At 70.3% G+C, this 12,175-nt stretch carries 8 protein-coding genes; 4 read left to right on the top strand and 4 right to left on the bottom strand.

Annotated elements, in window-relative coordinates; all coding sequences use genetic code 11:
* Positions 1–131: 131 nt before the first annotated feature.
* The gene (locus O7627_RS08215; RefSeq protein ID WP_278092901.1) at positions 132–878 is read right to left on the bottom strand and encodes a class I SAM-dependent methyltransferase; all 747 of its coding nucleotides are present in this window, start codon (positions 876–878) and stop codon (positions 132–134) included.
* Positions 879–1,251: 373 nt separating this feature from the next.
* Between O7627_RS08215 and O7627_RS08210 the strand changes: the two genes are divergently transcribed.
* From O7627_RS08210 to O7627_RS08200, 3 genes are read left to right on the top strand one after another with little or no spacing between them, the layout of a single operon-like run.
* A complete protein-coding gene (locus O7627_RS08210; protein ID WP_278092900.1) occupies positions 1,252–2,457 on the top strand; it encodes an ATP-grasp domain-containing protein in 1,206 nt (401 codons plus the stop codon).
* Positions 2,454–3,704, top strand: a complete 1,251-nt coding sequence (locus tag O7627_RS08205; RefSeq protein ID WP_278092899.1) for an ATP-grasp domain-containing protein — start codon at positions 2,454–2,456, stop codon at positions 3,702–3,704. Before O7627_RS08210 ends, O7627_RS08205 begins: the two co-directional genes overlap by 4 nt.
* The gene (locus O7627_RS08200; protein ID WP_278092898.1) at positions 3,701–5,029 is read left to right on the top strand and encodes a condensation domain-containing protein; all 1,329 of its coding nucleotides are present in this window, start codon (positions 3,701–3,703) and stop codon (positions 5,027–5,029) included. Before O7627_RS08205 ends, O7627_RS08200 begins: the two co-directional genes overlap by 4 nt.
* Before the next feature lie 45 nt (positions 5,030–5,074).
* On the opposite strand, the gene O7627_RS08195 is transcribed toward O7627_RS08200, so the two are convergent.
* The 3 genes from O7627_RS08195 to O7627_RS08185 all read right to left on the bottom strand — a co-directional run bounded on the left by O7627_RS08195 (position 5,075) and on the right by O7627_RS08185 (position 10,060).
* The gene (locus O7627_RS08195; RefSeq protein WP_347404645.1) at positions 5,075–6,769 is read right to left on the bottom strand and encodes an ABC transporter ATP-binding protein; all 1,695 of its coding nucleotides are present in this window, start codon (positions 6,767–6,769) and stop codon (positions 5,075–5,077) included.
* Positions 6,770–6,840: 71 nt separating this feature from the next.
* Positions 6,841–8,574, bottom strand: coding sequence for an ABC transporter ATP-binding protein (locus O7627_RS08190; protein WP_278092896.1), 1,734 nt, complete (start codon positions 8,572–8,574; stop codon positions 6,841–6,843).
* A gap of 265 nt (positions 8,575–8,839) precedes the next feature.
* Positions 8,840–10,060, bottom strand: coding sequence for a cytochrome P450 (locus tag O7627_RS08185; protein ID WP_278092895.1), 1,221 nt, complete (start codon positions 10,058–10,060; stop codon positions 8,840–8,842).
* A gap of 357 nt (positions 10,061–10,417) precedes the next feature.
* Here O7627_RS08185 and O7627_RS08180 point away from each other — a divergent pair, with 357 nt between their 5' ends.
* On the top strand, positions 10,418–12,172 hold the full coding sequence (locus tag O7627_RS08180) for a prolyl oligopeptidase family serine peptidase (RefSeq protein ID WP_278092894.1): 1,755 nt from the start codon (positions 10,418–10,420) through the stop codon (positions 12,170–12,172).
* The last annotated feature ends 3 nt before the right edge of the window (positions 12,173–12,175 follow it).

Below are 12,175 nucleotides of genomic sequence, written 5' to 3'. Positions count from 1 at the left end.
TGCCGTCCTCCGTGCCTGTCCAGCTATCTTGGGCACAAGATACAAGCCGGACGACCCATCCGTCAGCCCCGATGCCCGGCCGCTGCCGGCCGCCCGTGGCGTGCCCGCGAGCCCCGGACGACGCTGCCGCGTCACGCCCGGACGGCTCGATAGACCCAGCGTCGGCTGTCGGGGCGCGGAGGTTCGGGGCGGTAGTCGGCGCTCACCTCGATGTCGCCGAAGCCCGCCTCCCGCAGCACCTCGGTGAACTCGTGCACGTTCCAGTGCTGCAGGAAGAACCGGCGCAGTTCCGTCGCGACCAGCGCACCGTCGACCCACTTCTCGTAACGGGTCAGCTTGGTGGAGAAGTTGGCGACCGGGTCGTAGTCGATGCGGACGTCCTGACGAGTCCACGCGATCGACCCCGCGCTCCAGTAGTCCAACGCACCGAGCTCGGTCGCCACGTTGGGCGGGCTGAGGTCGAGCAGGAGGGTGCCCTGCGGAGCCAGCGACCGGTGAAAGCAGCGCAGCGCGTCCAGCGTCGCCTCGCGGCCCTTGACCGCGCGGATCGACCCCCGCGGAACGATGATCGCCGCGTACGCCTCCTCGCGCACGAACTCGGTCATGCTCGCGGTGAACAGCTCCGCCCGCACACCGTGCTCGCGGCAGTTCCGTTCGCAGGCGGCGATCATCGCCGCGGAGTTGTCCACACCGGCCACCGTGTGGCCGGCCGCGGCGAGAGGGATGAGGACGCGGCCGGTGCCGCAGGCCGCCTCCAGGATCGGACCGTCCGCATCGGCCAGGCGAGCGCTGTAGTATTCGACGTCGCCGACGCTGTGACTGATCGGCTGAGAGATTTCATACATCTCGGTGACCAGGTCGGAGTAACTCACGTTCATCTCGGCTCGCTCCGCTGATGAGGGTCCGGGGTGGTCGCGGCCCGAACGCGGGTCCACCTCCAGGAGGGCTCGTGCCCACGCGTCGACCATAGAGCAGCGAGAGCAGGGGCGCGGGGCGGTCGCGGCCCGGCGTCGGCGCACCCGCGGGCTCGCGCCTTCTGGCCTGCCTGGACGCACCGTCGTCCGGGCCCGGAAATCCGCGCCCCCTGCGGAACGCGGGAGAACGGTAGAGTGCGCATGGGCGCCGCCGTGGCGGTGCGTGGCTTGGGTTGCGCGCGAACGAGATCGTGCCGCATCGACGAGGGGGGCCGCCGTTGCCGACGCTGTTGGAGTGCGCCGCGGACATTCGCGGAGCCGAGCAGCTGGAGCGCACGTGACGACATCCGCCGACCAGCCCGCCGCGACACCGCGGATCGCCGTGATCGCGGGCGCGCCCATGTTGGTGGGCGCGGCGCGTGCCCTCGGCATCGAGACGGTGTTCGTCCATGACACGTTCAAGCCGACGCCGTCGGTGGCCGCCGAGGCCGACCTGGCGATCGCGGTGGACCTGGCGGACTTCGACGCGCTGCACGCGGCGCTGGCCCCCCTGCACGCCGAGCGCCCCTTCGCCCGGGTGATGTCGCTGACCGAGCTCGGTCTGCTGCCCGCGGCCGCGGCCGGCGAGCGGCTCCAGGTGCCGGGCAATTCGGTGCACACGGTGGGCCTGTTGCGCGACAAGCGGCGTATGCGAGAGGTCCTGAACGCGCACGGCGTCAGCCCTGTCCGGGTCGCCGCGCCGGCTAACCATGCCGAGCTCGGCTCGTTCTGCCGGATGGTCGGCGGGCCGGTCATCGTGAAACCCGCGGAGGGCACCGGCAGCGATGCGGTGATCCGCGTGGCGACGGCCGACCATGCCGCGGACGCGTGGCGTGCGTTCGAGGCGGCAGGCGGTGTAAACCCGATCGCCGAGGAGTACCTCGACGGGCCTGAGGTAAGCGTCGAGACCTTCTCCCACGAGGGCAGGCACGCCCTGCTCGCCGTGACCGACAAGCTGGTGAGCGCGTCGTTCGTGGAGGTCGGCCACACGCAGCCCAGCGCCCTGCCCGCATCCGTTCTGGCGGAGGTCGACGCGCTCGTGCGCGCGGCCCTCGACGTGATCAAGTTGATCGAGGGACCTGCCCATACGGAGATCAGGATCACCGCTCAGGGTCCACGCATCATCGAGTCGCACAACCGCCTCGGCGGTGACAAGATCAGCGAACTGCTGCGGCGGGTCTACGGACTGGACATGCTGGCGCTCACCGCGGGCTGCCCACTCGGTCTGCTGCCGCCGCCCGACGACGCGCCGGTCGCCCGGGGTGGTGCCGCCATCCGCTTCCTCATGCCGCCGGCCGGAACGGTCCGTCGCATCGTCGTCCCGGACATCGCCGGCACGACGGCGGACATTCACCTCAAGGTCGCGGTCGGCGATGCCGTCAGTCCGGGTCAGACCACGGACGACCGAGCTGGTTACGTCATGGTCGACGGCGTGGACGCCGCCGATGCAGCGGCCGCCTGCGAGGATCTGGCCGCTCGGGTGCTGATCGAGACGGGCCGGTGACGGTGGTGGTGACCAAGAAGCAGGTGCTGCTGCTCAACTCGGATCGACCCGAGGTCCTGCGCGTGCTGCGCGCCCGCACCGATGTGGACCTGCGCGTCATGACACGACCCGCGAATGCCGACGTCTACGACGGCCATCGACTGGCGCTTGTCGACAACTTCGCGGACCTGACACAGGTCCAGGCGGCAGCCTATGAGCTGGCCGCATACGGACCCGTCGACCACGTGATCGCCGCCACGGAGAAGAGCGTGATCGCCGCGGGCCTGGTCCGTTCCCTGCTCGGCGTCCCGGGACCGGGATTCGACCAGTCCCTGTGGAGCGCGCACAAGCGGGCGATGAAGGACAGGCTGCGGGCCGCGGGTCTGCCCGTCACCGCGTACGCCCAGGTCGCCACCCTCGACGAAGTGCCCCGAGCGGCCCTGCGGACCGGATGGCCCGTCGTCGTCAAGCCCGTTCTCGGCACCGGCTCCAACTACACCTACCACATCCACACCCTCGACGAATTCGCCGAGCGGCACCGCGACGGCGCCTTCGCCGATCTCGCGGGACTGCGGCTGCCGATCCAGGTCGAGAAAGCGGTGCGGTTCACCCAGGAGTACCACTGCGACGGTGTCGTGCAGGACGGCGAGGTGACGCTGGCGGCAGTGTCCCGCTACTTCATCCCACCGCTGCAGACCTCGCCCTACGCGGACGCCGGATGCGTCGTGGACCAGACCGAGCCGTTCTCGCTGGAGGTCCTCGACCTGCACCGGCGCGTGGCCGCGGCGCTCGGCATCGAGGCGGGGGTGACGCACCTGGAGGTGTTCCGCACCCCGTCAGGGCCGGTGGTCGGCGAGGTGGCCATCAGGCCCGGCGGCATGGGCATCGCCCGGATGGTGTTGCACGCCCTGGGGGTGGACCTGTGGGAGGAGCTCGTCCGAGTCTCGCTCGGGGAGCCTGCGGCACCGCCGGTCCGACAGCCGCACCCGCAGACGATCGGACGCACCCGGCTACCCGCGCGGGACGGTCTGCTGGAGCGCGTGTCGGTCGTCCCCGGCGTCATCGAGGTCCTGGACCCCGAGGAGTGTGCCAGCCCCGGATGCCTCGAGGTGTACCTCACGGTCGCCGACGAGGCTGCGGCCGATGCGTTCATCGCCAGGTTGCACCGGATGGCGGAGTGGTCCGGCGAGGACGTCGACGCCTCGGCCGATCCAGCTCGCGCCGAGTGCGCGCAACCGCTCGTCTCGGACCGAAGGAGTTCCCGGTGACCGCCGGCTCGGACCTCTGGGGCTTCGCCGAAGCCGACCAGAACGAGGGTGAGACTCGCATTCCGGCGACGACCACCCAGACCAAACGGCTGGCCGTCCTGCGCGGGCCGGACCGCTGGTGGAAGCACCCGATGGTCTACGCATTCGCCTACCCCGGCCGCCTTGACGTGCCCCGGCTCGCCCTGGCGCTCCGCCTCGTCGCCCGCCGGCACAGCAGCCTCCGGACCTACTTCCTCGCCGACGACTCGATCGACACGGTCGGCTGCCTGCTGCCCGACGAGGCGGCCTGGCCGCTGCGTGAGATGGCCGCGGATGCCGACCCCGACGGCGCTGCCGCCGAGGCCTACGCGTGGCTACAGCGGCCGTTCTCACCGGACGAGCGGCCGCTCGTCCGGGCGGTCGTCCTGCACCGTGCCGACGCGGACACGTTCGGATTGTCGATCGAGCACAGCATCATCGATCCCGCCGGTGTCCGGGTCCTGTTCGCCGACCTGACCAGGGTGTACGAGGGATTGCTCGACCAGCCGCCCTCGGCATTCGACGAGCTGGTCAGCAACGCGGCCGGCTTCGCCCGCGCCGAGCGCGCCTGGATCGCCTCCGAGGTGGGCCGACGGGCGCTGTCATGGTGGGACGAGCAGAACGCCGGTCTCGGCGCCTATCCGGGCTTGGACCTGCCCGAGTTGGGGCAGTGCGATTCGCTGGCTCCCTACATCAGTCACCAGGTGGACCTGTCGGTCGACGACGTCGACCGGTTGAAGAAGAGCGCCGCGGCGCTGCGTCTGACGCCTTCCATGCTGGCCTCCGCGGCCACGGCCGTGACGCTGCGATCCCATGGGCACCCCGCCGACGTCCGCTTCCACTTCGCGACCTCGCGACGCCTGTGGCCGCAGACGCAGGAGCTGGTCGCGTACTGCTCGAATCGGATGATGCTGCGCGTCGCGGTGGATGCGCAGGACACCGTCTCGTCGCTCGCGCCGAAGGTCCGCGCCGGAATGCTGGAAGCGGTCCAGCACAGCATGTTCAGCCACGAGGAGTACGTCCGCGCCCGGTTCCCCGACGCCTACGTCAGGAAGCCCAGCACCTACGGCTACCTCAACGTCAACACCCAGGGCCCGGGGATCCAGCTTGACGGTGTGCCGCTCACCAGGGAGTCGCTGCCCATCGTCGCGGGGGACTACCACCAGCCCGGTCTGGCGATGCTGCTCTTCCTCTACAAGGACGGCACCGGCGTGCTCGACTGCTCGTGCGCGCAGGGAATGTACGAGAGTGCCTTCGTCGAGCAGTTCGCCAAAGATCTCGCCCGGTGCTGTGTCGCGGGCTCCTGACGGGCGGCCGCCTCGGTCGGGACGACCCCGCCTCGGGCTGCCGGCTCAGGTGGCCTTGCCGGCTCCCTGCCAGGACTTCCACAGCTCGGCGTACTCGCGCCCCGCCTCGATGAGTTCCTGATGTGAACCCAGCTCGACGATCAGGCCGTCGCGGACGACCGCGATGCGATCCGCGTCCCGGCTCACCTGCAGGCGGTGCGCGACCGACACCACCGTCCTGCCGTCGAGCAGGGCCCTGAGCGACCTCTCCAGGTTCCGCACCGAGCTCGGATCGAGCATCGACGTCGCCTCGTCGAGGACCAAGGTGTGCGGATCGGCGACGATCAGACGGGCGAGCGCGATCTGCTGCGCCTGCGCGCCGGTTATCCGGTGCCGACCCGAGCCGACCATGGTGTCCAGGCCGGCGGGTAACTGCTCGACCCACTTCCACGCGTCGACCGCGACCAGGGCGTCGCGCACCCGGGCGTCGGTGGCTGCCGGATCGGCGAGCACGACGTTCTCCCGCAGCGTGCCCATGAAGACGTGGTGTTCCTGGGTCAGCAGCGCCACGTGGCCCCGCAGGTCCCCGAGCGGCAGGTCGACGAGCGGCACGCCACCGACGGTCACCGACCCGCCGCTCGGCGGGTGGATTCCGGCGAGCAGGCGCGCGAGGGTCGACTTGCCCGCGCCGCTCGGCCCGACGATCGCCAGGGTCTGACCCGGTCGGAGTTCCAGGTCGATCCCGCGCAGCACCTCCGCGGCCGAGTCGTAGGAGTAGCGCAGGGAGCTGGCCACCACCCGCTCGTCCTGCACGGTGGCGGGGCGGATCTCGCGATCGGGTCGCACCTGCGCCACACCGAGCAGCCTGGCCAGGGAACCGGCCGCGACCTGCAACTCGTCGACGTAGCTCAGGATCTGGCCGAGCTGGTGGGACAGCATCTGCGCATAGACGGTCGCGGCCACCAGAGATCCGATGGTGGCCCAACCTCGCAGGACGAACCACCCGCCCAGACCCAGGGTGGCGCTGAGCAGGACCGCGAAGCTTCCGTCGACCTGGGGGAAGAAGAAGGTGCGCAGGCGCAACGTGGCCTTCTCGGCGCGCCACGCCCGACGCAGATCGCCGTCGGTCTGCTCCACCCGCTGTCGCGCCAGGTCGAACGCCTCGATCGTGCGAGCGCCGTCGGCACTCTGGGAGATGCCTTCGGTCAGTTCTCCCCAGGACGCGTTCTCGGCCAGATAGGCGTCACCCGCTCGGCGTAGGTACCAGCGCCCCGCAAAGAGCAGCGTCGGGACGACGATCAGGATCGGCAGGGCGAGCAGCGGCCCGTTCACCACCATGGCGACCACCAGCATCCCCGCGCTCACGATCGCGATGAGCACCTCGGGGACGGCCGACCTGATCGACTTCACCATGGCGTCGACGTCACGCGTGGTCCGCGTCGTGAGATCGCCACTGCCTGCCCGCTCGATGGTCGACAGTGGCAGTCGCAGCACGCTGTCCACGAAGTCCTCGCGGAGTTCGGCCAGCACCAGCTCACCGAGAACCGCCGAGGCTCGTGCCGCGAAGGCCAGGAGCAGCGCCTGCGCGACGGCGAGGCCGGCGATCGCGAGCGCGTACCATGCCACCTGCGCCTGGGTGGCGCGATGGCCTGCCAGATCCTGTGCGACGGAGCCGAGAAGCCGCGGTGGGATCAGCGCCGTGGCCACCGCGGACGCTTGCAGGCCCAGGATAGCGAGAAACCGCCACGGGAAACGCCTCACAAGCGTCCGCAGATATCGGCGAAGGTCGCTTTTTGTCGCGACGGGCAGGATCGGCCGGGTCGGTGCGACGTTCACTGGCCGTCCCTCGCCACGGTGCGCGCATACTCGGGATGTGTGCTCAGCAGCTCGGTGTGGGTGCCTTCGGCGGCCACGCGTCCCGCGCAGACCATGACCACCCGGTCGGCCCGGGCGAGCACGATCGGGCTCGACGTCACTACCATCGTGGTCTTGCCTGCCCGCGCGGGACCGAGGCGCGAGGCGATCTCAGCCTCCGTGTGCGCGTCCACCGCGGTCGTCGGCTCGACGAGCACCAGCACCGGCACCTCGGTGATCAGCGCCCGTGCCAGCAGCAGCCGCTGGAGCTGGCCCCCGGACAGTTCCTGGCCTGCCGCGTGAAGGTAGGAGTCGAGGCCTGCCGGAAGGTCGTCGACGATGTTGGCTGCCGCCGCCACGTCGATGGCGTCGGTGATCGCCGCGTCCCGGGACCTGCCCGCGGTCTGGCGCCTGCCGGCGTGCGGGTCGAGCTGCTCGCGGAGTGTGCCGGAGAACAACCGGTCCTCGGGGGTGGCGACGATGATCGTCTTGCGGAGGACGTCGAGTGGCAGGTCGGTGAGTTTCTGCTCGCCGTACAGCACCCGGCCGTCATCGCTGAGCCGACCGATCCGGTGGGCGATGGCGATGGCGTCCCCGGGATCTGTCGCCGTCACCGCCGTGAACGTTCCGGGCGCGAGGGTCAGACCCGACTCGACATCGACGACCTGCTGTGGTGACCGCCCTCGGAGCTGGACCTGGCCGGCGCCCGCCACGTCGGTTATCTCGGGCTCGATGTTCAGCAGCCGCACCAGTCGTTCGGCGGCGACGTGAGCCTTGGCCCACTTGCCGGCCATCGCGGTCAGCGTGCCGAACGGCGAGAGGAGGTACGCGGTGTAGCCGTAGGCGGCCACCAGCTCCCCCGGCGTGATCGCGCCGCTGATCGCCCGCCGGGCGCCGACCCAGACGACGAGTGCCACGAGGAGTCCCGGCAGCAGTGCCTTGTATCCGACGAGCAGGGCGTCGACCATGGCCACCCTGATCCCGGCTCTCATCGTCGCCTGTGACTGCGCACGGTAGCGGTCGAGGAAAACGTCCTCGCCCCCGATGCCGCGCAACGCTCGCAGGCCGGCGATGATGTCGGAGGCCCGGGTCGCGAGACCGGCCTGCTCCGTCCGCTGGTCCTGCTGTCTGCTGTGCAGCGGCCGGAGGAGCCGGCCGATCCCGAAGGCGGCGAACGGCACCGCTGCCACCGCGACCCACCCCGCCTCGGGAATGGTGGAGATCAGCAGGCTCCCCGCCACGACCAGGCCGGCCAGCGCGCCGACGCCCCTTCCGGTGATCACCATGGCGTCGCCGATGCGGTCTGCATCGGACACCCCTATGCTCAGGACCTCGCCTGATGCCAGCCGCTTGGGAAGGGTGTTTCCGAGCTGGACGATCTTCCGCACGGTCAGGGTCACGGTCGCGAAGGCTCCGGCGAGGTAGTTGCGGGCGACCGCCCGGTGACGCAGCATCGCCGTCGTGGTCTGCACGGCGCCGAGGGCGAGCACCACCCCGGTCCACGCCATCAGCGCGCCCGGGTCACGGGCGTCCAACCCGCTGTCGATCGCCCGGCCGATGGCCGCCGGCACCAGCGCGGTCGCCACCATCGTGGTGACGCCGAACACCGTGGCAGCCAGCAGTCCACGAGCTTGGCCGCGTGCCAGCCACAGCATGAAGCGGGTGGCCGATCTGGTATCGGGGTCACCGACCGGCTCCGGCAGCTCCCGCATCCACAGACACCCCCGAACGAATCCCATGCTCGAAACGGGCGGCACCTCGATCCACAAGCGCCGCCCGGCTCGATCGAATGCTATCGCGTCCGGAGGACTCTCGACGTGCCGTGACAAACCGTCCGTGTCGTCTTCAGACCCGACCGGCGCAGCCGCCACCCGTCCACACCCGCTTCGGGTGTCCGACAACGACAAGCAGCTACACCGGCATGCGACCGTCTGACGTGGACCGGTCGGCCGTGTGAGGCGGGAGGTTCGAGAGCTGTCACCGCCGGGCGGGTAGCGGGATCATCCGGACATCGAGCCGGTCGACCCCGTTCAGGAAGGTGGAGGCACTCCGGGCAGCCTCGCCGCACAGTTCGAGGCGCTCGATCCGGGCGAGCATCACCTGCAGCAGCACACGGATCTCGAGACGGCCCACGGCCGCGCCGATGCAGTAGTGGGCACCGGCACCGAGACTGAGATGCGGGTTCGGCCGTCGTTCGATCCTGAACGAGTCCGGATCGGCGAAAACCGCCTCGTCGCGGTTGCACGAGGGCAGCCAGACCACGACCCGTTCCCCCGCTGCGATCTTCTTGCCCGCCAGCTCGACATCCGTCGTCGCCGTGCGCATCACGTGCATCGGTGGACAGGCCCACCGCAGCACCTCTTCGACCGCGCCGCTCAGGAGGGAGGGGTCCTCGCGGAGCCTCGCCCACTGGTCCGGGTGGCGCGCGAACGCCTCGACGGTGCCCGACACGGCGTGCCGGGAGGTGCCGAGCCCGCCATTTACCAGTCCGTCGCAGTTGAGCAACAGCTCCTGGCTCGTCAGGTGCGTGCCGTCGGCCAGCGGTCTCATGAGCTGACTGACGACGTCATCGCCCGGACTCGTCCGTCGCGCGCGCACCAGCTTGTGGAAGTACCCGAACACCCTGGCGCCGGCGGCGGCGTGTTCGACCGGGTCCTCGGTGTCCGCAGGCCCTGACGACTCTTCGAAGCTGGTGCGCACCTGCCTGCTGAGTTCGCTCGTCTCGGCCAGGTCGGTGCCGAGCATCTCCGCCATCACGTAGGTGGGCACGGCGTCGGCCAACTCCGCGACGATGTCGACCGGCTCCCCCGTGGCCAGCGGTCGCAGCAGGGCGTCCAGTCGGCCGGACAGGGCGTCGCCGACGAGCTTGACGTTCTTGCTGGTGAACCAGGGCGCATGAGCGCCACGGATGCGCGCGTGAGCTTCTCCGTCGGCCACGACCAGCATGCGGTCCGCGGCGGCGGCCACGCCGGCGGGCCGGGCGCCCAACCTCATGCCGCGAGTAGACGTGAAGGTGTTCGGATCGTCCAGGACCCGCGTGGCCAGGGCATGCGTCGTGATGGACCAGAACGGCCCCTGGGTGTCCGACTCGACCCGTTGCAGCGGATGCTCGCGGCGGGCGCGTCGCCACAGTTCAAGATGAGCGCTCTGCGCGTAGAGCCGCGGATCTGCCAGATCAGGCGAGGTCAAGGGCTGCATGCTTGAGCGGCTTCCTCTCCTGGTCCCCTGCGCTGCCCGGCGCGGCGCGTACGCACTCTACTCGACGGCGCGTACAGATTTCGGCCCGTGATATCGGTGGGCATCCATAGCCCGAGATCGTCCATCGGGGTCCGGGCAGCCCGCACGCCGACCGGTTCTGTTAACGTCGGGCGTCTGATGAACTCTCATCCTCCGGCGGCTGAGGCGAGCCGCAAGCCTGTTCCCGCCGTGGACCTGGTCCGTGGCGTGCGTGAGCTGAGCTTCGTGAGCAGGGTCGGACATCGGTCCTACTGGGTGGAGACCGCTCGGGACTCCGGCTCCCCGGGGCGTCTCATGTGCTCCGACGGATCCGCCCAGGTGCGTCCCGCGTTGCCGGGCGACATCAGGGTGGGGTCCGGCGTCTACGGCTACGGGTCTCGTCCCTACGCCGTCTCCGGGCGCACTGTCTTCTTTGTCGACGCGAACGATCAGCTGCTGTACCGCTGTTCGCCGGCGGGTGAGGTCACCCTTCTCGCACCACCGGCCGACGAGCTGACGCGCTACGCCGCCCCGGCGCCCAGCCCTGACGGCAGCCTTGTCTACGCGGTCCGCGAACGGGACCTCGCGACGGGCGTAAGTCACGACATCGTCTCGGTCACGACGGACGGGGGCGGGCGGATCGAGGTGGTCGCATCGGGCCACGACTTCTACGGCGCTCCCGCGGTCAGCCCCGACGGCAGCAGGATCGCCTACGTGGCCTGGGACCACCCGCACATGCCCTGGGACCAGTCGGTGCTCCATGAGCTCGGACCGGCGGGCGACCTCGTCGTCGACGGGCGACCCGGCATCTCCTTCACCCAGCCGCGCTACAGCCCCTCCGGCGTCCTGCACGTGATCCACGACGAGAGCGGTTGGTGGAACCTGTACGCCGCCGACGGGGTCGACGGCAGTCTGCGCCCCCTGGCGCCGATGCCGGCCGAGTTCGGTCGACCCGACTGGTCCTGCGGATTGGCCACCTACGCGTTCGTGGACGGCGGCAGCATCGTCGCCGCCGCTCGCGACGCCGGCGGGGACGTCATCCACAGGATCACGCCCCGTGGACCACTCGAGACCCTGCCGGGCACGGCGTGGGTGGTCGAAGGCGTGGCAGGTTCGGGCGCCGACGTCACGATCCTCGGCGGATCCGCCGTGCAGCCGCTTGAAGTGTCCGAGCTGTCCCGCGGAAGCCTGCGGCTGCTGCGCGACGCCGCGGCACGCCGCCCTGATCGCATCAGCATGCCCGAACGCCTGAGGTTCCCGACCCACGACGGTTCGTTCGCTCACGCCATCCACTACGAGCCCGCGAACAGCGCAGGCCCGCCGCCGCTCATCGTGTCGTGCCACGGGGGGCCGACGGTGGGATTCACGGGTCTGCTCGACAATGGGGTGCAGTTCTGGACCAGCCGAGGGTACGCGGTGGTGGAGGTCAACTATCGAGGCAGTGCGGGGCACGGCCGCGCCTACCGGCAGGCCATCCAGCAGCAGTGGGGTCATCTCGACGTCGCCGACGCGATCAGCGCCGCCCGCCACCTCGTCGCGCAGGGCAGGGTCGATCCCCGTCGGATCGCGATCCGCGGCCTCAGTTCCGGTGGCTTCACGGCTCTGCGCGCGGCCCAGAGCGTGCCCGACTTCGCGGCCGTGACCAGCCTGTGCGGGGTGGTCGATCCCAGTTCGCTGCCGGCGAACACCCACAAGATGGAGTCCCGCTATCTGGATGGGCTGATCGCCCCCTGGCCTGCCGGTCGGGCGGAGTACGAGCGCCGCTCCGTGCTGACAAACGTCGGCAATCTGCGTACCCCCACGCTTCTCATTCACGGACGTGACGACGCGATCGTGCCGCACTCCCAATCGCGCAGGCTGGCCGAGGAGCTCCGGCACGTCGGCACACCCGTCGAACTCGTGACCTACGAGGGCGAAGGGCACGGCCTGCGCAATCCCGACCACGTCGTCGACGCCCTGCTCCGGGAACACCGGTTCGTCGAAAGACACCTCGGGTCGGGCGCGTCCCGCTCGACAGCGCCACCGGCACGAATCGACACTGGTCAACGTGGACTTCGTGAATACGATCTGTACCTTCGGCAGGGCAGCGGCTAGAGT

The organism is Solwaraspora sp. WMMD1047, assembly GCF_029626155.1.
GTDB lineage: Bacteria > Actinomycetota > Actinomycetes > Mycobacteriales > Micromonosporaceae > WMMD1047.
The sequence above is the reverse complement of the archived record's forward strand: the minus strand, read 5'-3'. Positions and strand labels throughout refer to the sequence as shown.

Coding starts and splice junctions, on each gene's coding strand:
- O7627_RS08215 (WP_278092901.1), bottom strand. CDS start 878: ATGAACGTGAGTTACTCCGACCTGGTCACCGAGATGTATGAAATCTCT.
- O7627_RS08190 (WP_278092896.1), bottom strand. CDS start 8,574: ATGCGGGAGCTGCCGGAGCCGGTCGGTGACCCCGATACCAGATCGGCC.
- O7627_RS08185 (WP_278092895.1), bottom strand. CDS start 10,060: ATGCAGCCCTTGACCTCGCCTGATCTGGCAGATCCGCGGCTCTACGCG.